The organism is Herminiimonas fonticola, assembly GCF_003293745.1.
GTDB lineage: Bacteria > Pseudomonadota > Gammaproteobacteria > Burkholderiales > Burkholderiaceae_D > Oxalicibacterium > Oxalicibacterium fonticola.
In genome coordinates, this window is the sequence record NZ_PTLZ01000001.1 from 1,125,685 (window position 1) to 1,145,463 (window position 19,779).

The window sequence follows — 19,779 nt, forward strand, 5'->3', positions numbered from 1 at the left end:
ATGGCGACTTTACAAAAACGCGCTTTGATTTTATTCGCTCATGGCGCACGTGATCCGCGTTGGGCTGAACCTTTCAAACGCTTGCAGGAAATTGTGCAGTCGCAGTCTCCTGAACTGACGGTCGCACTGGCGTTTCTGGAATTGATGTCGCCGCGTTTGCCAGAGCTGGTCCCTGAACTGGTGGCATCCGGTGTTGGTGATGTGACCGTCGTGCCGGTATTTCTCGGGCAGGGTGGCCATGTGATGCGGGATCTGCCTTTGATCATAGCTGAGTTGAAGGCGGCTCATCCTGCCGTTTCATTCAAGATCGCAGGTGCAGTCGGCGAAGACCCGCAAGTGTTGAGTGCGATGGCGACTTACTGCCTGGGCGCGATTGATTAGTTACTTGCTGTGATTGATCGCTGCTCGCTGCTCGCTGATAGTCATCAATGCGACTCCAGCTTGAAGCAGACTACTGAGTTAATCAGCTTTTGACGTGTTACGTGCAGCCATCGCTTCGCCTATCATCACCAGCACCGGACCTTCGCAATCTCCCAATCCCTGTTCCAGATCATGCAAGGTCATGCGCATGATGCGCTGGTTTTCCAGACTGCAGTTTTCGACGACAACAACCGGCAAGGCCGGTGAACGGCCTTGTTCCAGTAGTTTTTGTGCAGTGACAATTGCTTCACGACCACCCATGTATTGAATCAAGGTATCGCAATCAGGTAACGTCAATTCATCAGGTTGATTGGGTGCGGTGCTGGAGGTGAAAAACGCGATGCTGCGCGCGATGCCACGCTTGGTCAACGGTTGCTGCGTAGCGGCGGCTGCCGCGAATGCGGTGGTGATGCCGGGAATGATTTCTACTGCGATGCCGTGGGACTCTAGCGCGTGCAATTCTTCATCGGCACGTCCGAACAACATCGGATCGCCACCTTTGAGGCGCACGATCAATTTGTATTTTTCTGCGCAATCGATCAATAACTGATTGATCGCAATCTGTGCAGTAGAACGCTGGCCACTGCGCTTGCCGACGGAAATTTTTTTCGCCTGCGGACACAGCGCCAGCATCTCGGCCGTAACCAGGGCATCGTGCAAGACGACATCAGCCTGCGCCAGAATGCGCGCACCACGTACGGTGATCAAATCAACGGCACCGGGGCCGGCACCTATCAAATAAACCTTACCGTACGTTTTTTGCGTCATGCTTTGCTGCTTGGTTCGCCGAGAATCTTATTTCGCCAGACGGATCATGCCGGCCGCGACGGTTTGATGCGTGACTTCATCGATCAGAATGAAAGCACCAGTCGAGCGGATTTCGTCATAGGCATCAGCTGCCAAAGGTTGTTGCACATTGATCGTGACGCTGGCGATGCCGTTGAGTTTGACTTCATCGGCAGGACGTTTTTCCTGCGTGTTGATGTCGAGCAGCGTATCGATCTTGGTGATGCGTGCGGCAACTTGACGAGTGGTGTGCTTCAACCAGTATTTGCGACGTACATCCAATGGTTCTTCCGATAGCCAGCACAAATCAGCGTTGACGGTTTTCAGCAATTCAGCAGGACTGCTAGCCGCCGACAACATATCGCCGCGTGAAATATCAACATGCTCTTCCAGCAGCAGCGTGATTGATTGACCGACCACGGCTTGTTCCAGCGAACCGTCCAGCGTTTGAATGTCCTTGACGGTTGCGGTGTGGCCGCTAGGCTGCACGATCAGCTTATCGCCTTTACTGACTTTGCCGGCTTCGATACGTCCCATGTAACCACGGAAGTCATCTGCTTCGTGACCATTGTGACGCGCGACTAATTGCACCGGGAAGCGGAATGGTTCGTCATGCGATTCGTCGTAGACGCTCAGCGATTCCAGCAATTCGATCAGGGTTGGACCTTGATACCAATCCAGCTTTTCACCGCGAGTCACGACGTTGTCACCTGCCAGTGCCGACAATGGAATCGGACGAATATCTTTCAGGCCCAACGTTTTTGCAAATTCTGTGTAGGCCGCGACGATACGGTCATAAATTTTTTGATCGTAGTTGATCAAATCCATCTTGTTGACTGCAACGATCACGTGTTCGATTTGCAGCAGATGTGCAATGGTCGAATGACGTTTGGTCTGGATCAACAATTCAACACTGCCATCGTCGCCCAACTTCACTTTGGATACGTCGATCAAAATGATGACGGCATCCGCAGTCGATGCACCGGTCACCATATTGCGGGTGTACTGTTCGTGGCCCGGTGTGTCGGCGATGATGAACTTGCGTTTTGGTGTCGCGAAATAGCGATACGCAACGTCGATCGTGATGCCTTGTTCGCGTTCTGCTTCCAGACCGTCGGTCAGCAAGGACAAATCGATGGTGTCGCCGACCGTGCGTTTATGTTTGGCGCGCGACATCGCATCCAGTTGATCGGCAAAAATACCTTTGCTGTCGAACAGCAGGCGGCCTATCAGTGTGCTCTTGCCGTCATCGACGGAGCCAGCGGTGATGAAGCGCAGCAAGCCGCGTTCTGCCGATTTTTGTTCAGCGGCGTTAGCGTTCAATTGGGCACTCATCAGAAATATCCTTCTTTTTTACGTTTTTCCATCGATGCTTCAGACGTTTGATCGTCCATGCGGGTTGCACCGCGCTCGGTAATTTGGGTGACTGCGGTTTCTGCAATGATCGCGTCTACTGTGTCTGCATCTGATGACACAGGGCAGGTGCATGAAATATCGCCGACGGTACGGAAACGGACGACTTGAGTTTCAACCGTTTCGCCATCTTTGGCCGGCGTCAACGGTGTCAGTGGCACCAGCAAGCCGTTGCGTGGAATGACTTGGCGTTCATGCGCGAAATAGATTGATGGCAATTCCAGTTTTTCGCGCGCGATGTATTGCCAGACGTCGAGTTCTGTCCAGTTCGAGATCGGGAACACACGCATGTTTTCGCCCGGATGTACGCGGGTGTTATACAGATCCCAGAGTTCAGGGCGTTGTGCTTTTGGATTCCATTGGCCGAATTCATCACGGAAGGAAAAGATGCGTTCCTTGGCACGGGCTTTTTCTTCATCGCGACGTGCGCCACCGATGCAGGCGTCGAACTTGTATTCAGCGATGGTTTCCAGCAAAGTCACAGCTTGCGCTGCATTGCGTGAATCTGTCAGCGGATTGCGCAGGCGTACAGTGCCGCGTTTGATGGAGTCTTCCACCGAGCCGACGATCAGGCGTTCGCCGAGTTCAGCTGCACGCTTGTCGCGGAACTGAATGACTTCGTCGAAGTTGTGGCCGGTGTCGATGTGCACCAGCGGAAACGGAAATTTTCCCGGACGGAATGCTTTTTCAGCAAGGCGCAACATCACAACCGAGTCTTTGCCGCCCGAAAACAGCAGTGCTGGGTTAGAGCATTCTGCTGCGACTTCGCGCATGATGTGGATCGCTTCCGATTCGAGCCAGTCCAGATGTTTATTGCTGGCGGCATCGAGAAATAATTTATCGACTACTGTGTTCATAGGATCTCAAGCGTTAGTTGCTACAGGTTTGATTCTGATCAGTTTGCCGTCGACGACGTGCAAACCGCATTCTTTCGATTCCGGATTTTCCCACCACCAGCGACCGGCGCGTACGTCTTCGCCGGGTTGAATCGCGCGTGTGCATGGTTCGCAGCCGATGGATGGAAATCCTTTATCGTGCAGCGTGTTGTATGGCACGTTGTTGCTGCGGATGTAATGCCAGACATCTTCTTCCGACCAATCCGCAAGCGGATTGAACTTGATCATGTCGTGCGCTTCATCCTGCTCTTGCACATCCAGCGCAGCGCGTGTCGTGGATTGCGCACGGCGTTGACCGGTGATCCACGAACGATTGCCTTTCAGCGCGCGATTCAGCGGTTCTACCTTGCGGATGCGGCAGCATTCCTTGCGCATTTCCACGCTTTCGTAAAACGCATTCAAGCCGTTTTGCTTGATGTAGGCTTCCACGGCTTCCGGTTGCGGACGATACGGCGTGACGTCGTAATCGTAGGTTTCCTTGATGCGGTCGAGTACGGCCAGAGTCTCTGCATGCAGGCGGCCGGTTTCTAGCGTGAAGATGCTTATCTTGTCCTGCAATTTGCCGCGCAGGATCATGTCAGTCAGCACCATGTCTTCCGCAGCCAGACTGGATGCGAAGACTGCTGGTGCGAACTGATCGGCGACACGTTGCAGTGTTTCCTTGGTGGCCGTAACCAATGCTGCGAAATCTGCTTCGTTCATTTTGATGCCACTGCCTGACGATCAACACGGCGGAACAGTGGTGTCTTTTTATCCCACGATTGCTGATAGCTTTCCGAAAAATCGCTCAAGCCTTTCAGTGCATCGTTGACGTCCCTATCTGCACGCACGGCAAACGAGTTGAAGCCTACGCGTTGCATGTAAAACAGTTGATCGCGCAATACATCGCCAACCGCACGCAATTCGCCGGTGTAGTCGTAACGCGCGCGCAAGTTGTAGGCGATCGAATAGCCGCGGCCATCTGCAAATTTAGGGAAGTCGATCGCGATCATGGTCAATTTAGCCGCGTCGTCTTTCAATGCTTCCGGACGTTCGTCGCTGGCGAGCCAGACGCCGATATCCTTGCGTGCTTCCAGTGTCGCGCGTTGCGCTTGCCATACCGCCAGCGGCACTATGACTTTGCCGGCAGGAACGACCACCGCTTCCGGTGTTTCGGCTGCTTGCGCTTCCGCGCCTTCGGTACCTTCAACGATGGTCGGTTTCAGGCGCAGCAATGTCCAATCGTCTTCGCCGACAACGACTTTGTCTTTGATGATATTAAGCATATGCGTCTTCTCCCTTGGCATGCGCGACCTTGATCGGTGTCGCGTATACATGTTCCTTGAACGGCGCGACGCCAAGGCGGCGCGCCGTATCGATAAAGCGTTCGTCTTCGATGCGATCGCGTACATAGACTTCCAGCAGGCGTTCGATCACGGTTGGCATCTGATGCGCAGAGAACGATGGTCCGATAATTTTGCCGATCGAACTTTCATTCCCTTGTGCGCCACCTATCGATACCTGGTACCACTCGGCGCCGTCTTTATCGACGCCAAGAATGCCAATGTTGCCGACGTGATGGTGACCGCAGGCGTTGATGCAACCTGAGATATTCAATTCGATATCGCCAATGTCATGCTGGAAGTCGAGATTGTCGAAACGCTCTGCAATCGCTTCTGCAATTGGAATCGATTTGGCATTTGCCAGCGAGCAGAAATCGCCGCCAGGGCAGCAAATCATGTCGGTCAGCAAACCGATATTCGGCGTTGCCAAGCCGTGTGCTTTGGCTTCTTGCCAAACTGTGTACAGGTCAGACAATTTAACGTCAGCCAGCACCACGTTTTGTTCATGCGTGACGCGCAGTTCGCCGAAGCTGTAGCGGTCAGACAGATCAGCCATGAAATCCAGTTGTTCTGCAGTCGCATCGCCTGGTGGCACGCCGGTTTTTTTGACCGACAAAACAACAGCTGCGTAGCCAGGAACCTTGTGTGCCTTGACGTTGCGTGTGAGCCAGTTGCTGAAAGCTTTGTCTTCCGCTTTTTTCGCTTCGAAATCTGCATTGTCAGCAGACAGCGTTTCATACGCTGGTGAAGTGAAGAATGCGGCGACGCGATTCAATTCTTCTTCCGTCACGGTTCCAGGACCATCCTTGATGTCCAGCCATTCTTGTTCGACTTGACGGCGATATTCTTCGATGCCGATGGCCTTGACCAGAATCTTGATACGCGCCTTGTAGATATTGTCGCGACGGCCGTACTGGTTATAGACGCGCAGGATCGCTTCCAGATACGTCATCACGTGCTGCCAAGGGAGGAATGCGCAAATCTCGCTGCCGAGGATAGGCGTGCGGCCCATACCGCCGCCTACCATCACGCGAAAGCCGATTTCACCCTGTTCGTTCTTGATTACGTGCAGGCCAATGTCATGCACGGCAGTTGCCGCACGATCTTCTTTGGCGCCGCTGATGGCGATCTTGAATTTGCGTGGCAGGTAGGCGAATTCCGGATGGAAGGTGCTCCATTCGCGGATGATTTCTGCATACGGACGTGGATCGACGATTTCGTCGGCGGCGACGCCGGCCAATTCATCTGAAGTCGTGTTGCGTATGCAATTGCCCGAAGTCTGGATTGCATGCATTTCGACCGAAGCGAGTTCAGTCAGAATGTCCGGGGTTTGTTCCAGATTGATCCAGTTGAACTGGATGTTTTGACGTGTCGTGAAGTGGCCATAGCCACGGTCATACTTGCGGGCGATATTGCCGAACATGCGCATCTGTGCCGACGACAGCAGGCCGTAAGGCACTGCGATACGCAACATGTAGGCATGGCGCTGCATGTACAGACCGTTTTGCAGGCGCAGGATACGGAATTCGTCTTCAGCCAGCTCGTCCGACAAGCGGCGGCGAACCTGATCGCGGTATTGTGCGATACGTTCCTTGACGATTTGATGGTCGTATTGATCGTAGCGATACATCTTGTATTCCTTAAAAAACTAACTTGACGGCAACGGTTGTCAGCACACTGGCCAACAAGACGCGCAACACTTTTTCCGGTATGGCTTTCGAGACTAGCGATCCCAGCGTGATACCAGGTACGGAACCCAATAACAGCATGGCCAGCAACTCCCAATTGATTGATCCCAGCCACCAGTGACCGAGCGCCGCGATAGCGGTCAACGGCACTGCGTAGGCAATGTCGGTACCGGCAATTTCGGCCGGCGACAGGCGTGGATAAAGCAAAACCAGTATGGTGGCGCCGATTGCGCCGGCACCAATAGACGAGATTGTAACCAATGTACCGAGAATTGCACCGGAAACAATGGTTGCCGTTACCAATTTTGTCCCGTGAATCTGACGATTTGGATGCGCGCTCATCCAGTTTTGCAAGCGCGTTCTGAACATCAGCGCAATGACGGTCAACATGACCGAACCGGCGATGGAATAACGGATAATCTGGCCGACTTCCTTGTCCAGCCCGCCAAAGTATTTCAGTGTCAGCGTGGTCAAGACCGCAGCCGGCAAGGCGCCTATGCATAATTGACGGACAATATTCCAGTGCACATTGCCGCGATAACGGTGCGCAAAAGTGCCTGCAACCTTGGTCGCAGAAGCAAACGCGAGATCGGTTCCGACCGCGACTGTAGGCGACACGCCGAACAGCAGGGTGAGTAAAGGCGTCATCAGGGAGCCGCCGCCTACGCCGGTCAAACCGACCAGCAAACCGACAGCAAAACCTGAAACGATATAAGAAACAGACATAAGACCTCGCGCAAAGTAGGACGAATAGTAATAAACTTGAGCCTTATTCCAAACTACTTACTAATTATTTGCTTATATGCATTTTTGATATAAGCAATGATGAAAAACGACTGAAACGCGAGTTCGGTCGAAAAAACACATAAGGGGAAGGCATGAATCTCCACCAACTTCGCTTTGTGCGCGAAGCCGTTCGACAAAACTTCAATTTGACTGAAGCTGCGAAGGCGCTTTTTACGTCGCAGCCTGGCGTGTCCAAAGCGATCATCGAACTGGAAGAAGAGCTGGGCGTGGATATTTTTTCACGCCACGGCAAGCGTATTCGCGGTTTAACCGAACCTGGGCGCGCAGTATTGAAGGCGGTCGAAGTGATCATGCAAGAGATCGACGGCCTCAAGCACATAGGCAATGAATTCGCCGCTCACGATAGCGGCAGCTTCACGATCGCGACCACGCACACGCAGGCGCGTTATTCGCTGCCGAAAGTGGTACAGGCGTTCACGCAGAAGTTTCCAAAAGTTCGCTTGTCTTTATTGCAAGGAAATCCGAAGCAGGTCGCCGATATGGTTTTGATGGGGCAGGCCGATCTGGCGATCGCGACGGAATCGATTGCCAACGTCGACGGTCTTATTTCGCTGCCGTGCTATCAATGGGAGCATCTGGTCGTCGTACCGCCTGAGCATCCATTGTTGAAGTCGAAGTCGATCACTCTGGAAGAACTGGCCGCTTATCCTTTGATCACTTACGACAGTGCGTTCACCGGTCGCAACAAGATAGACCATGCGTTCACGCTGCGTAATCTGAAGCCTGATGTATTGCTGGAAGCAATCGATGCGGATGTGATCAAAACCTACGTAGAACTTGGTTTGGGAGTCGGCATTATTGCCGGCATGGCTTTCGATGCCGAACGTGACAGGAATCTGCGGGCGATTCCTGCGGGTCATTTGTTCGGCACGAATGTGTCGCGCGTGGCCTTGAAGCAGGGCGCGTATCTGCGCAGTTATGTATTCACGTTTATTGAATTGCTGACACCTACACTCAATCGCAAACTGGTTGAGCAAGTGTTGAACGGTGAGAAGGACATGTACGAGCTGTAGTACGAGCTTGTAATGCGTGTTCGACAAATTTTTAAGTTTTATTTTTGTATTTTAGGAAGTTGTAAGCATGATTAAACCGGTCAATACCGATATGGCAGCGTATTACGCGCAGCGTAATAATTTCGATGAAGAAGATGTCGAGAATCCGGATGGGATGGATGCGCTTGACGACATCATGGAAAAGCTGCGCGATCAACTGACAGATGAACGCGTGCTGGAACTTGCATGTGGCGATGGCTACTGGACCGATGAGCTGGCCGAATATGCAGAGTTCGTGCTCGCGACCGATATCAATCCCAATTTGATTGAGCAAGCGCAGGCCAGAGAATTGCCGGAAGAGATTGTGGAGTTTGCCGTGGTCGATGCGTTGGACCCACAAGTCGAAGGCGAATTCACGGCCTGTTTCGCCGGCTTCTGGTGGTCACACGTGAAGCGCCAGGATCAGATTGAAGTCATAGCACGCATACGCAAGATCATAGGCAAGGATGGCTTGCTGGTGTTGGTAGATAATTCGCAAGTCGATACCGAAAAAACCGTGATCGCGCGTACTGATCTGGAGGGCAACACCTTCCAGATTCATACCCTGCCCGATGGCGAGCGTTACGAAATTCTTAAAAATTACTATACCAGCAGCACCTTGCGCAAACGCCTGGGGCCATTGCTGAAGGACATGCGCATCCATTATTTTGAGCATTACTGGATGCTGACTGCGCGTTTGCGCTAAGACGAAAAACAGGAGCATGACGTGAGATCAACCCGAGCTACATCAGCTGTTGAACGGCTGAAAGAACGCAGCGGTAATGACGCATATGCAATGGTGCGTACTGCTGATGAATCGTTCTATCTGGTCGATAATTCGGGTGAGGGTGCGCCTGTTGTCTTGTGCGAGCGCCTGCAGCTGGATGAGTTTGTTACCTTCGTCAAGGCATACGGTCCGCAAAAACCGCGGCGTCAGACCAAATCCGATATTGCTTTTGAAAAGCAGCTGGTTAAAAAGAGTTAAGGCTGAAAAAGCAGTAATCGGAGTATGACTCAGTGCTGCACATGCACTGAAAAATTACACTGCCATCAACTTATTTAAATACGAGTACATTCAAATCATGAAAGACGAACGCCTCAAGCTGATCGATAGCATTATCATCGAAAGCGACTTCGGCTTATGCACATTGAACATCGTTGATCCCTTGCCGTGGACTGACGATGACGATCATCTCACTGAACTGCAAGCAAAGATCAACAACTGCTTGCAATACGTCGAGAGCAGTGAAATTTATATCGCCTATCCAGCGTCGCGTGGTTTTGATATGGCGATTCATGTGCAATTTATCTATGCACCGAACGAAGAAGCAAACCGGTTTCTGCAAGAAGCGCAAAATGTACTCGGCGATGCCGGTTATGAATTCAGCTTTGGTCCATTAGGCAGCGATTATGCGATTAGCACGGCCGAATAAATTGATCGTGTAAGTAATTGGTAAGTATTCGGTAAGTATCATCCGGCAAGATGCGGTATTCTTCTTTTTCTGAGGCGTAACATCCGTCGCCTTACCCTTCGCGCAGCAGCTTGTATTGATTATTTTTCAACTCAATCGCCAGCTGATGCGTGATTAATTTTTATAAGGATTGCATCATGAGACAAGTATCCCGCGTCAGCAAAGTACTCTTTTGCGCGATTGCAGCAGCCAGTTTTTCAGTGAGTGCATTTGCACAAAACTGGCCTAATTCGACGGTCACAGTCGTCGTGCCATGGCCTCCAGGCGGCCCATCTGATATCGCGGCACGTCCTATCGCCAAACGCCTGACTGAAGATCTCGGTCAGCCTTTCGTCATTGATAATCGTGGTGGCGGCGGCGGTAACATCGGTAGCGCAGCAGTGGCGCGCGCGCCGGCAGATGGCAACACACTGTTGATCACATCCAGCGCACCGATCGTGATTAATCCTAGTCTGTACAAAAAAATGGCTTTCGATCCAAGCAAGGATCTGGTGCCTATCACCAATCTGTTGCGCGTACCTTTGGTACTGGTAGCGAGCCCATCCGTGCCTGCTAACAATCTGAAAGAATTGATTGCTTACATCAAGTCACAACCTACGTTCTCCTATGCATCTGCTGGTAACGGCACGCCGCAGCACATGACCGGTGAGTTGTTCAAGAGCGTAACCAAGCTGGACATCACACACGTACCTTACAAAGGTTCGGCTCCTGCGATTTCCGATTTGCTGGGCGGCCACGTACCTGTGATGTTCGACAGCATGATCGCGATCATGCCGCATATCAAAAGCGGCAAGGTTAAAGTGATTGCTGTATCTGGCGCAAAACGTTCGCCTTTGATTCCTGATGTTCCAACTTTTGCTGAATCTGGTTACCCAACATTGGTTTCCTACGCTTGGTACGGTTTCTTCGCACCAGCTGGCACACCGAAACCATTGGTCGCCAAAATCAATGCTGAAACTTTGAAGATCATGAAAGAGCCATCCTTCCAGAAAATTCTGGCTGATACTGGTTCCGATTATGTCGGCGACACCCCTGAAAATTTCGCTAAATTCGTGAAAGAAGAATCGGTGAAATGGGCAAAAGTCGTGAAAGAAAGCGGCGCAACTGTAGACTGATAGTGTTGAAGCAGGCTGACGAAAGTCAGCGTGCAGTAACGTAAACGCTCTTATGTAGCAATTGCCCTTTGATTTTTTGAGTCATAGCCGCAAGCTAGCGGCTATGACTACAAAAATTCCTTCGGCGTTGAAATGGCTCGCAACCAAGCGCGCGCGGCTAGCAGGCGAACTCAAAAAAGCTGAGCTCGCACTTTGGAGGGTAGAAATTACTCAACAAGAAATCGATATGCTTAAGGCTGATCTGAAAAGTATCGACCAGACCATCCGATTACATGAAATTGCAATTAATCCCGAAAACATTTCCTCCATCGGCACTCAAACTGCAACTAGAAAGTTCAAACACGGCGCTATTACCAAAGCAATTTATGCGGCATTAAGTCGCGCTGGCAATGAGGCACTAACTACTACTCAGATAACAGCTGCAGTTGCAAAAAAAGGCGCCAACTTGGATCAAATAGAATTGATGAATCTTAGGTTTGCAGTTCGTAAACTTCTCAGAGCAAAATATGCAGAAGGGAAAGTCGAACGCCTGCACACCGCTAAGACGTCTCTTGAAGGGCGATGGCGCCTAAAAAACTGGAATGCGATCGAGAATATTGGAAGACCTAAACGAAAAACCTAAAGCATCAAAAATTCGCCTTCACGATGATGTCCTTGAAAATAGCCGCGCCACCAACGTGACAAGCCATTCTTCATGATTTTTGAAAAAAGTTCTTTCATCTTCTCCCCCTCGCTTAAGCGGCGAACATCCTCACGCCACGCCATATCGTTGGATAGGTCCATCAAATATTTGGGTGTAATGCGATGGACGACACCATACTCGCATCTGCGCAAGCGACTAAAGTACGACTCAGCCTGATTCTCGTTTACACCATCCGGACGATAAAACATTTCTGAGTGTGATACAGCTTCATGCTCCCACCATGCCGAGAGCTGCCCATATGCAGTATTTTCATCTGTCCATATGTATGCATCTGGATCAATATATCGATGCGCCAGTTCAATGGCATCCCGTTCATTCTCGCTCATCGCAATTGATACGATAGTCCGACGGGCTCCGCGTTTTTCTTCTGGATAAATTTCACGAAGCACCATAACGATCCGACGTTTCTTTCTTCTTTCGACATTTTCTTTGCTATAAGCATAATGACGTTTTTTTCCTTGCTTCTTGATACTAGGGTTAAGGATGCCTTCGACTTTATTAGCAATCGCGGCGTGATCTGGTCGATTTCGAAAATTTTTCTTACGCGGCTTTCCTCCAAAATGCCCTCCATCAATTTGCACCTGCCCACAAAGCTTCTCGACTGATCGATTGCGAAGTAGGCATTCTCGAAGTTTCCCAATAAAGACAAATGCAGTTTTCACATTCACATTTATCTCCCTCGCCAACTGAATAGCGGACTTCCCCTTTGCCCCAGACAAGTACAGTGAAATTCCTAACATCATTTTTCGGAAAGGCATTTTTCTTGAGTCGAATGGCGTGCCGCTTGTCACACTAAAAGAACGATCACAATGTCTGCAACGCCATTGGAGGCGTTTGGAACGAAAATAGTGAGCATCTACAACACCACAGGAAGGGCACGTTTGGGTATTTCGATTACCCCATCTTTGCTCCACAAAGAACCAGAAGGCATCCTCTTCAGACCATCCTGCAATATCGTATGCACACAAGTCTCGAGAGGCTGCTGACAATAGAAAGTGCTGCGCCATATAGTTTCCTTCTTGGCGTTAAACGTCCTCAATGTGTCACGTGACGCATTGATCGGTAAGCACGGACTTCCTTAAGAGTGCAAAAAGTCACCCTGTCGCGGTAATCGGACAAAAAGAGGTACGTGCAGGAATGTGGGGCTTGACGCAGAACGCGTGAGGAAGGAAACTGTAGATTCTGAGGTCGTTGGTTTCACTACCGGCGCGAAACGCGGCAGGTCGAAAGGCTTGTCGCGTTTTACATTTTTGCCTCCTGTGATCGTATTGGCCGATAAGCAGAACTATCTACATACTCGGCTAAAGCTAACTGAGCAATTTCAATAAGCTTGTCCTTGCTGCTCTCCAGATGGGATTTTTTACAGAGCAGTGCAGCGATCCGATAGTGGATTGGCTGAGAATCATCCGGCAAACGGAATGTAAGATTCGAAATTTCTGCCAAGCTCAATAGTTCAGCACTTTCTGAAGCCCTGAGTCGTAAGGTCTTGACGATCTTTTCGTGTTGATTAAGTAGCGGTCCCTTCGTACCGCTCAAGACTTGGCTAATATGATTAGGCAATACACCTATCTCCACAGCAAACTGTTTCTGCTGCAGATTTTCTCGTCGAATAAATTCTGAAAGTTTCTCGCCGTAAGGTGACATTTGGTATCTTGCAATCTAATGTATTGCTGTAAGAGTACCGAACCAGATGATGAAGATACAGAGAAAAAATTAGGATAAAAATTACATATTTTTTCTCTTCTAAAATAAATACTAAATAAAATATTTATTCGAATGTGATTCAATAAATTTCATTTTAAAAATGAAATTTGACGCTTTTTTAAGTAAAAAATTATGATTTTTTAGAGTGATTTACTGGGTTCATTGATTTAAGTTACTGATGCATTCTTACAACATCAATCACACTTCTGCTTGGAATCCATTCTTCATATCTTTAACGATGATTTAAAAGTTTGTCAGTGATATGCTTCATTTTCATTGCTTCCAATGATCGCCGTACTTCTTCTACGTGGATACATGAATACGATAGAGATCTCATTTGATGAGGGAATTCTAGTTGCTACTCTGCCCAATGGAGAGACGCTCGAATCTGCCGATGCAATTATCCTAGCTTCGCTTTTAGTTAAAGCGGGTTTTCAAAGTGAAGATATCTCACATATTGACTGGCATAGTGATATGGATCGCAGTCCGTCTGCTGGGCAGAAAATTGCGATCCATCAGTATTTCCGTAAACACTCAATCACGATTAAGTCCGCTGCGGTTAAACCTGACCCAAAAAAATAACGTACTACTCTTTCATAGATTGGTATCCCATAAATATGGGAATAGATTTTGCCCAACAATTTCATCTATCGAAAAGTATCTTTACCAGTAGAATCATTCGCTCATTCCTTTCACGTTAGGATGCTCCGTGAGCGAGCTCGCGCCATATCTTTGGTCATATTTTGCAGTGGGATTACTACTGACTGTAATTGCTTTGTTTCGAAGAGGACAATCAGAACGGTGGCGCATTGCGCCCATATGTTTCATTCTTCTTTTTTGGCCTCTGTTTCTACTCCTTACGCCTGAATTTATCGTTAAACGATATGATGATTTGCCACGAAAAAAAAAGAAAACTTGGCAGGAACTAATAGATGCTTCTCCAGAAGACTTCTTGACACTGACTGATGAAGAAAAACTTCGGGTCGAGTTAACGGTCAGCGACGGAGAAGAAGGGACTACCTTCTTCCCTGACTTTGCAGACTTCCAGAAAGTACTAAAAAGTTTCTGGGAACAAGACATCCCTCCGCAGGCTTATCGCTCTCTGAAAGACGCGAGATGGCGGCTCAGCGAAAGCTATCGAGAAGCTCAGAACATTTCATATAGCCTTGCGGAACCAGATTGGTACGTGGGATTTTCAGCAGAGTTTGTCAAATCCATTTCGAGGATTGATAAAAACAAACGAGCAAGAGTTTTGGAGGCAATCACTAAACTAACGGATGCCCCCTTTACTGTGCATGGCGACACCGTGAAGCCTCTCACTGGTAACCTCTCTGGTCTTTGGCGTTACAGAATTGGCGACGACAGATTGATCTACAAGGTAATTACATCTACAAACCAAATTGTATTGATGTCCTTTAGTTCGAGAGGGAGCGTGTATGAATAAAACATCTAAAAAAACACTAACCAGTCTCAATTGCCAAAACGTTTTCAAAGGAACCTTTGCATGCTAGAGCACTTCTTAAAGAATAACGAGGACATGCTCTCAGCTGCTGCGCATTGCATTGAAGTACGACAGTACGTTCCAGCACAAGTACTTCTTTATTCGCATATAGATACGTTGGCCTGGGCAGGTTCATCTAAAGGAAAGATTGCAATCGGAGAGAGTTATGAAGCCTGGGTATCCACGTGGCTTTTGCCAGAGCTTGTTTCCAGCTACCCCACACTTACCGCAAGCGAACTCTATGCTGCCCGATGCGGCATGGTACATACGCTAACAGGTACGTCGCGTTTATCTTCGGCTGGGAAAGCGAGGCGTATCGGCTATGCCGCAGGCACTGCTAACGCACAGGCTATGGATGATGCACTGGCTTCTACTAAGTTTGCGGGCCAGATTATAACGTTGCACTACGATGTTCTTCTTCGAGCTCTACGGAGATCTATTGATAAGTTCATCGCCTCATCTTCTGAAGACGCTGAGCTTTTACAAAATCTCGAAGCTGCAGCTAAGCAGCATTATCAAATCCTACCGGACGTCGAGAGAAATAATTAACAGCTGTCTGTTTAGGCATGCATTACTTATGCATGAAATGCCCTCATTAATATCCGTAAATAAAAATGGATCAAAGAGAACAATCAACCGGCGATGACGCAAATGAATATTCTGCGAAGCATGCACGCGACTTTATGAAAGAAGTGCGGACGCTAAGAAATGCACAAGTGACCGTTCAAATAGATTTATATAGTTTGGCTGGTCAGCTTAAGGTTCCACGTGCACGAACATTTGCAAATGAGGGAATTGGACGAAGGCTGCAACTAATTGAACGAGCAGTTAATAACATCTACCGCATCTACCCACTTAACAAGAAAACTTTCCTCACCAAGGATGAGTGCATAGACATTGCAATACAGATGCATGCTTTTGTTATTAACTTATATGCACTATTTGACAATATCGCATGGGTTTGTATTCTCGAATCTGGACAACAGTTGGCGCCATTGAAAATTGGCCCGTTCAAGTCAGAGTCGCAGCGATTTTTTCCAAAGCGGCTAAAAGAATATCTCGCACAAGAAACAGTCAAAACTTGGTTTGATGATTACGGCAAACTCTATAGAGACTCTACTGCGCATCGCATTGCTCCCTATCTTCCTTCCCGTGTTTACACAGCCGAAGACGGAAACCGCTGGCAGGAGCTTAATGAAGAATCAATGCAAACTTTATGCGCCACGGTATCTTGTGAAACAAGACATGAAGTTGATGAACGTTTGGAAAAACACGAAAGCATTGAGAGGGAAAAGGAATCTTTAGGTCGCAACAGCATCATGATGGCACTTTCCCTGATAGGTGATGATGCCTCGCCACCCATCTACATGCATCCACAGCTTATTTGTGACTGGGGTCTGGCTCACGAACTCATTACGACATTTACTGAAGCAATGCGCGAGCAATACGGTTGGAGCAAACCAAAAATTCCACCGATAGCTGTAAATTGAAAAAGCGCGTCATTCAATATCTGCCTCAGCAGGAAATGGTAAGTATTCATGCCGAGATTTATGGTCATTTTTATTCAGCCAATTAGAAAGAAGTAGCGTGCGATTAGGCCCACATAAAACTAGTAAGACTGAAGCCGAAGTTTTCGCTGAGATTTTTGCTCTATGTAGTAGCCCGGGCTACGCTCACGCCATTGCTTACATCTGTCATCGAGACAACTTCGTTGCGTTTGACTCTGAAATGAAGGCAGACGACATGCAGAGGCTCTTCGCTTCCGACAGGTTGATTCGTACGGAGATTACGACGCTTATCGGACTCCTAGTACAGAATGCCGTTGACTTGAGTCTCCCGAGTCCAGAAACAATGCAGGCCTATGTGGACCGGACACTTCAGTTAATGGAAGAACTTCACGCGGCGATAGGCATGCCGATGTTCGAAAACATGACTGCATCAAGATCTGGTCAGTCAGACGAGGCAGCTTCGCAACGTGGTGCGTTTCTTCGTGAACCAATCTTTTATGGTGGTGAGTCCGCTTATGGTTTTCAGTATCGAGACTTCTCACCAGAAAAGTATGGCAAAGACAATGACTGGTTGCGCAGAAAAATGGGCTTCGATATTCAAGCCGCTACTGCCGTTGTACGCGCCATTGGCGAAAGACAGAACATCAATGTCATGGAAGCACATAAAGCCATGCCTCCAGATGCTCCCGCAAGTTGGACAATTCTTCCTGGCTTCTACCTTGCCTCGGAAGAACTAGCACTTGCCAGTGGAGTTCCAATAGAGGAAGTTCGGGCTGTGCTGGATGCTTTTACGCTCAAAGGACGAAATACAACATTTACAGATGCCACCGCATTCAACTCCATTTCGGCAACTCCATTAATTCCACTGCCAGATGGGCGCGTATTACTGTTCCAGTATTACAGCATTGTGGAAGCCCTCTATGAATCGCCTTTTTACTGGATGGGTGCGGATGATACATATAAAGCAAAAGCCTTCAAGCACCGCGGTGAGTTCACGGAGTCATTCACTGCTCGCCGATTAGCGAAAGTCTTCGGAGGGGCAAATGTCCGCAGCAATATTGATGTTTTTCATGGGAAGAACAAAGCTGGCGAGATTGATGTTCTTGTGACATTCGGTGATCGCGTAATTGTCGTTCAAGCAAAGTCAAAAAGACTGACATTAGAAGCAAGAAAAGGAAATGACGGCCAAATTGAAGCTGACTTTCAAAAGGCAATTGCAGACTCGTATGAACAAGGATTGTTATGTGCTCGCAGGATACTCGATGGAGACTGCGCACTGCGTGACAGTGCAGGTGCGGAGGTCAAGTTAGTGTGGGCACCAAAAGAAGTCTTCATCCTCAATGTCGTTGCAGATCATTACCCCGCTCTAAGCTTTCAAGCTGGCCAGTTTCTGAAGCCTGAGGTTTCTGATGGAATCAGACCACCATTCATCATGGATGTTTTCCTCCTAGATGCGATGACGGAGATGCTTGAAACGCCACTGCGGCTTCTAAGCTATATCAACCAGAGAGTTCTTCAAGCTGATCGGCTGCACCTAGCCCACGAGTTAGTCGCATTGTCTTTCCATCTTAAGCAAAACCTTTGGCTCTCTCCGGAGAATTCCTTAGTCATGCTGGGAGACGACATTAGCAGCGACCTAGACCTTGCGATGACTGTTCGGCGAGATGGTGTTCCTGGGAAAAGAACGCCAGACGGAATATTGACTAAGTTCGCTGGAACTGCGTTTGAGCGCCTGATAACGCAGATTGAAAAGAAGAGTGATCCAGCTGCGGTTGAGCTTGGTTTTCTTTTGCTCAGCATAGGAGAAGAAACATGCCGACACATTGACGAGGCCATTCACCAGATAACTCGACGAGCTAAAGTGGATGGCAAACTTCACGACTTTACAGTCGGCATTGGTGAGACAGGGGAAGGCATATGCCTGCACTGTAACCCTAAGTCCTCAGACGAAGCCGCAGATAGACTGGCAGCTCATTGCCACCTGCGGAAATACACGCAGAAAGCACACAAATGGATTGGTCTTTGCCTAAACACTGACGAGAGCATCCGTATGGGCGTCGTTTTGGATTTCGAATGGGAGCAGTCCGATGAAATGGACTCACAAACTGCAACAATGCAGCAGCGTAAGGGAGGCGCGGTCCCTCAGAAACCTTTTGTTAAATGGACGAGGGACAAAACTGGCCGCAATGAGTCTTGCCCATGTGGTAGCGGGTTGAAATACAAGAAGTGCCACCTTGGTAATGCGCCGTAGTTACTAAAGCACTCTTCAAACAAAGGAGAAGCATGAAGATTTTTATGAACATCTATTTGATGTTTACAGGATGTTGGGTAGGTGGCGTACTGATTTGGCAACTAGATTGGGCAAATAAAGACGCGCCGGCTTGGGTTCAGGCTGTTGGTTCTGTCCTCGCTATTTTTGTTGCTATCGGTGTCTCCATAAATCAGCATAGAAACGATTTAACGCGTGACGCAATAAATGATGAGGTTGCAGTCCTGCGTCTTCTGCTTGGCTTGAGAGATGAAGTGGTAATCGCCATGAGGGGAGCGAAGACGTCCTTTGGAAAGGGCATTTCGGAGGCCATCATTGGCGAAGGCGTGCAGATGACTTTCTATCCTTCGGATCGGCCGTTCAAAATTTACAATAGCAACGTCAACAGGATAGGCATCATTCCAGAAGATAAACTTCGGGAAACTATCATCGGGGCATATGCACGATTTGAACTATTGTTAGTCGCACTTAAAATTAACAACGACCAACTTGCCGATTATTCAGCTATGCAGAATCTGCCTTATCCGACTGGAGGCATCATTGCGGTCGAAGAAGCCATACGCCAAGCGAAAGTTGACTTTTCACAAAGTAAATTTATCGAGCATGGCGACAGCCTTATTCAGGAATATTCAGACTGTTTAAAGTGTGCTGAAGAGCTTGTAATTGAACTCAACCAAGCCATTAAAAATAGAAAAAATTGATTGGGTCTCAATTAGTTATTTGTTATTTCATATCCGTACATATATGCGGCATACCGAGTGCGCTTTGAAGTTCGGGGAAGCTTGCGATTAATAAGTAGATACTTCCCAATACTCCATATACTTCAATGACATTTGCGAGTCCGCGCCCGCCCATTGATAGAACTAAACGCGACAATTTGATTACGAGCCAAAGGTACATGAATACGATAGAGATATCACTTGATGACGGAATTCTAGTTGCGGCCCTACCCAACGGAGAGACGCTCGAATCTGCTGATGCGATTGTCCTAGCTTCGCTTTTAGTTAAAGCAGGTTTTCAAAGTGAGGATATTTCTCACATTGACTGGCATAGTGATATGGACAGAAGTCCATCGAGTGGTCAGAAAATTGCGATTCATGAATATTTGCGTAACCATTCAAATCCATCGTAAAGCAATCGGTAT

Annotated in this window: 23 protein-coding genes; 14 read left to right on the plus strand and 9 right to left on the minus strand. The window is 48.6% G+C overall.

Annotation, left to right across the window (positions count from 1 at the left end; translation table 11 throughout):
- Window positions 1-381: a sirohydrochlorin chelatase gene (locus Hfont_RS05610; protein ID WP_112991312.1), complete on the plus strand. Its 381-nt coding sequence runs from the start codon at window positions 1-3 to the stop codon at window positions 379-381.
- 78 nt (window positions 382-459) lie between these two features.
- Here Hfont_RS05610 and cobA read toward each other — a convergent pair whose 3' ends face one another.
- From cobA to Hfont_RS05645, 7 genes are read right to left on the minus strand one after another with little or no spacing between them, the layout of a single operon-like run.
- A complete protein-coding gene (gene cobA / locus Hfont_RS05615; RefSeq protein ID WP_112991313.1) occupies window positions 460-1,188 on the minus strand; it encodes a uroporphyrinogen-III C-methyltransferase in 729 nt (242 codons plus the stop codon).
- A 27-nt stretch (window positions 1,189-1,215) separates the two neighbouring features.
- The gene (locus tag Hfont_RS05620) at window positions 1,216-2,541 is read right to left on the minus strand and encodes a sulfate adenylyltransferase subunit 1 (RefSeq protein WP_112991314.1); all 1,326 of its coding nucleotides are present in this window, start codon (window positions 2,539-2,541) and stop codon (window positions 1,216-1,218) included.
- Window positions 2,541-3,476 carry a sulfate adenylyltransferase subunit CysD gene (cysD, locus tag Hfont_RS05625; protein WP_112991315.1) on the minus strand — a complete coding sequence of 312 codons (936 nt, stop codon included), beginning with the start codon at window positions 3,474-3,476 and terminating at the stop codon, window positions 2,541-2,543. Before cysD ends, Hfont_RS05620 begins: the two co-directional genes overlap by 1 nt.
- Window positions 3,477-3,482: 6 nt before the next feature.
- On the minus strand, window positions 3,483-4,217 hold the full coding sequence (locus Hfont_RS05630) for a phosphoadenylyl-sulfate reductase (RefSeq protein ID WP_112991316.1): 735 nt from the start codon (window positions 4,215-4,217) through the stop codon (window positions 3,483-3,485).
- Window positions 4,214-4,780 carry a DUF934 domain-containing protein gene (locus tag Hfont_RS05635; RefSeq protein ID WP_112991317.1) on the minus strand — a complete coding sequence of 189 codons (567 nt, stop codon included), beginning with the start codon at window positions 4,778-4,780 and terminating at the stop codon, window positions 4,214-4,216. Before Hfont_RS05635 ends, Hfont_RS05630 begins: the two co-directional genes overlap by 4 nt.
- Window positions 4,773-6,467 carry a nitrite/sulfite reductase gene (locus tag Hfont_RS05640; protein ID WP_112991318.1) on the minus strand — a complete coding sequence of 565 codons (1,695 nt, stop codon included), beginning with the start codon at window positions 6,465-6,467 and terminating at the stop codon, window positions 4,773-4,775. Before Hfont_RS05640 ends, Hfont_RS05635 begins: the two co-directional genes overlap by 8 nt.
- A gap of 10 nt (window positions 6,468-6,477) precedes the next feature.
- Window positions 6,478-7,251: a sulfite exporter TauE/SafE family protein gene (locus Hfont_RS05645; RefSeq protein WP_112991319.1), complete on the minus strand. Its 774-nt coding sequence runs from the start codon at window positions 7,249-7,251 to the stop codon at window positions 6,478-6,480.
- Window positions 7,252-7,403: 152 nt separating this feature from the next.
- On the opposite strand from Hfont_RS05645, the gene Hfont_RS05650 reads away from it, so the two are divergent.
- The 6 genes from Hfont_RS05650 (at window position 7,404) to Hfont_RS05675 (ending at window position 11,572) form a co-directional block, all read left to right on the plus strand.
- Window positions 7,404-8,345 carry a CysB family HTH-type transcriptional regulator gene (locus Hfont_RS05650; protein ID WP_112991320.1) on the plus strand — a complete coding sequence of 314 codons (942 nt, stop codon included), beginning with the start codon at window positions 7,404-7,406 and terminating at the stop codon, window positions 8,343-8,345.
- A 67-nt stretch (window positions 8,346-8,412) separates the two neighbouring features.
- Window positions 8,413-9,069, plus strand: a complete 657-nt coding sequence (locus Hfont_RS05655; RefSeq protein WP_112991321.1) for a class I SAM-dependent methyltransferase — start codon at window positions 8,413-8,415, stop codon at window positions 9,067-9,069.
- 21 nt (window positions 9,070-9,090) lie between these two features.
- The gene (locus tag Hfont_RS05660; RefSeq protein ID WP_112991322.1) at window positions 9,091-9,348 is read left to right on the plus strand and encodes a hypothetical protein; all 258 of its coding nucleotides are present in this window, start codon (window positions 9,091-9,093) and stop codon (window positions 9,346-9,348) included.
- 97 nt (window positions 9,349-9,445) lie between these two features.
- A complete protein-coding gene (locus Hfont_RS05665; protein WP_112991323.1) occupies window positions 9,446-9,796 on the plus strand; it encodes a DUF6572 domain-containing protein in 351 nt (116 codons plus the stop codon).
- A gap of 176 nt (window positions 9,797-9,972) precedes the next feature.
- Complete coding sequence (locus tag Hfont_RS05670) at window positions 9,973-10,950, plus strand: Bug family tripartite tricarboxylate transporter substrate binding protein (RefSeq protein WP_112991324.1); 978 nt, start codon at window positions 9,973-9,975, stop codon at window positions 10,948-10,950.
- 103 nt (window positions 10,951-11,053) lie between these two features.
- Entirely contained in the window at window positions 11,054-11,572 is a 519-nt protein-coding gene (locus tag Hfont_RS05675; RefSeq protein WP_112991325.1) for a hypothetical protein, read from the plus strand.
- On the opposite strand, the gene Hfont_RS05680 is transcribed toward Hfont_RS05675, so the two are convergent.
- Together Hfont_RS05680 and Hfont_RS05685 are read right to left on the minus strand one after the other, a co-directional pair.
- Window positions 11,569-12,660 carry an IS1595 family transposase gene (locus tag Hfont_RS05680; RefSeq protein ID WP_112991326.1) on the minus strand — a complete coding sequence of 364 codons (1,092 nt, stop codon included), beginning with the start codon at window positions 12,658-12,660 and terminating at the stop codon, window positions 11,569-11,571. The genes Hfont_RS05675 and Hfont_RS05680 overlap by 4 nt on opposite strands.
- A gap of 235 nt (window positions 12,661-12,895) precedes the next feature.
- A complete protein-coding gene (locus Hfont_RS05685) occupies window positions 12,896-13,297 on the minus strand; it encodes a helix-turn-helix domain-containing protein (protein ID WP_112991327.1) in 402 nt (133 codons plus the stop codon).
- A 375-nt stretch (window positions 13,298-13,672) separates the two neighbouring features.
- On the opposite strand from Hfont_RS05685, the gene Hfont_RS05690 reads away from it, so the two are divergent.
- From Hfont_RS05690 to Hfont_RS05720, 7 genes are all read left to right on the plus strand, one after another.
- Window positions 13,673-13,939 (plus strand): hypothetical protein, encoded by a 267-nt coding sequence (locus Hfont_RS05690; RefSeq protein WP_133467268.1) that lies wholly within the window; start codon window positions 13,673-13,675, stop codon window positions 13,937-13,939.
- Window positions 13,940-14,066: 127 nt separating this feature from the next.
- Window positions 14,067-14,801: a type II toxin-antitoxin system RelE family toxin gene (locus Hfont_RS15130; RefSeq protein ID WP_206604460.1), complete on the plus strand. Its 735-nt coding sequence runs from the start codon at window positions 14,067-14,069 to the stop codon at window positions 14,799-14,801.
- Window positions 14,802-14,861: 60 nt separating this feature from the next.
- Window positions 14,862-15,407: a hypothetical protein gene (locus Hfont_RS05700; protein ID WP_112991329.1), complete on the plus strand. Its 546-nt coding sequence runs from the start codon at window positions 14,862-14,864 to the stop codon at window positions 15,405-15,407.
- 65 nt (window positions 15,408-15,472) lie between these two features.
- Window positions 15,473-16,348, plus strand: a complete 876-nt coding sequence (locus Hfont_RS05705; protein ID WP_112991330.1) for a hypothetical protein — start codon at window positions 15,473-15,475, stop codon at window positions 16,346-16,348.
- 238 nt (window positions 16,349-16,586) lie between these two features.
- Complete coding sequence (locus tag Hfont_RS15190; protein ID WP_112991331.1) at window positions 16,587-18,617, plus strand: nuclease-related domain-containing protein; 2,031 nt, start codon at window positions 16,587-16,589, stop codon at window positions 18,615-18,617.
- 32 nt (window positions 18,618-18,649) lie between these two features.
- Window positions 18,650-19,336, plus strand: coding sequence for a hypothetical protein (locus Hfont_RS05715; protein WP_112991332.1), 687 nt, complete (start codon window positions 18,650-18,652; stop codon window positions 19,334-19,336).
- 197 nt (window positions 19,337-19,533) lie between these two features.
- Complete coding sequence (locus tag Hfont_RS05720; RefSeq protein WP_112991333.1) at window positions 19,534-19,767, plus strand: hypothetical protein; 234 nt, start codon at window positions 19,534-19,536, stop codon at window positions 19,765-19,767.
- Window positions 19,768-19,779: the final 12 nt, after the last annotated feature.

Excerpts from the sequence above, each read along its gene's own strand:
- Hfont_RS05610 (WP_112991312.1), top strand. The coding sequence starts at position 1 with ATGGCGACTTTACAAAAACGCGCTTTGATTTTATTCGCTCATGGCGCA.
- cobA (WP_112991313.1), bottom strand. The coding sequence starts at position 1,188 with ATGACGCAAAAAACGTACGGTAAGGTTTATTTGATAGGTGCCGGCCCC.
- Hfont_RS05620 (WP_112991314.1), bottom strand. The coding sequence starts at position 2,541 with ATGAGTGCCCAATTGAACGCTAACGCCGCTGAACAAAAATCGGCAGAA.
- cysD (WP_112991315.1), bottom strand. The coding sequence starts at position 3,476 with ATGAACACAGTAGTCGATAAATTATTTCTCGATGCCGCCAGCAATAAA.
- Hfont_RS05630 (WP_112991316.1), bottom strand. The coding sequence starts at position 4,217 with ATGAACGAAGCAGATTTCGCAGCATTGGTTACGGCCACCAAGGAAACA.
- Hfont_RS05635 (WP_112991317.1), bottom strand. The coding sequence starts at position 4,780 with ATGCTTAATATCATCAAAGACAAAGTCGTTGTCGGCGAAGACGATTGG.
- Hfont_RS05640 (WP_112991318.1), bottom strand. The coding sequence starts at position 6,467 with ATGTATCGCTACGATCAATACGACCATCAAATCGTCAAGGAACGTATC.
- Hfont_RS05645 (WP_112991319.1), bottom strand. The coding sequence starts at position 7,251 with ATGTCTGTTTCTTATATCGTTTCAGGTTTTGCTGTCGGTTTGCTGGTC.
- Hfont_RS05650 (WP_112991320.1), top strand. The coding sequence starts at position 7,404 with ATGAATCTCCACCAACTTCGCTTTGTGCGCGAAGCCGTTCGACAAAAC.
- Hfont_RS05655 (WP_112991321.1), top strand. The coding sequence starts at position 8,413 with ATGATTAAACCGGTCAATACCGATATGGCAGCGTATTACGCGCAGCGT.
- Hfont_RS05665 (WP_112991323.1), top strand. The coding sequence starts at position 9,446 with ATGAAAGACGAACGCCTCAAGCTGATCGATAGCATTATCATCGAAAGC.
- Hfont_RS05670 (WP_112991324.1), top strand. The coding sequence starts at position 9,973 with ATGAGACAAGTATCCCGCGTCAGCAAAGTACTCTTTTGCGCGATTGCA.
- Hfont_RS05675 (WP_112991325.1), top strand. The coding sequence starts at position 11,054 with ATGACTACAAAAATTCCTTCGGCGTTGAAATGGCTCGCAACCAAGCGC.
- Hfont_RS05680 (WP_112991326.1), bottom strand. The coding sequence starts at position 12,660 with ATGGCGCAGCACTTTCTATTGTCAGCAGCCTCTCGAGACTTGTGTGCA.
- Hfont_RS05685 (WP_112991327.1), bottom strand. The coding sequence starts at position 13,297 with ATGTCACCTTACGGCGAGAAACTTTCAGAATTTATTCGACGAGAAAAT.
- Hfont_RS05690 (WP_133467268.1), top strand. The coding sequence starts at position 13,673 with ATGAATACGATAGAGATCTCATTTGATGAGGGAATTCTAGTTGCTACT.
- Hfont_RS05700 (WP_112991329.1), top strand. The coding sequence starts at position 14,862 with ATGCTAGAGCACTTCTTAAAGAATAACGAGGACATGCTCTCAGCTGCT.
- Hfont_RS05705 (WP_112991330.1), top strand. The coding sequence starts at position 15,473 with ATGGATCAAAGAGAACAATCAACCGGCGATGACGCAAATGAATATTCT.
- Hfont_RS15190 (WP_112991331.1), top strand. The coding sequence starts at position 16,587 with ATGAAGGCAGACGACATGCAGAGGCTCTTCGCTTCCGACAGGTTGATT.
- Hfont_RS05715 (WP_112991332.1), top strand. The coding sequence starts at position 18,650 with ATGAAGATTTTTATGAACATCTATTTGATGTTTACAGGATGTTGGGTA.
- Hfont_RS05720 (WP_112991333.1), top strand. The coding sequence starts at position 19,534 with ATGAATACGATAGAGATATCACTTGATGACGGAATTCTAGTTGCGGCC.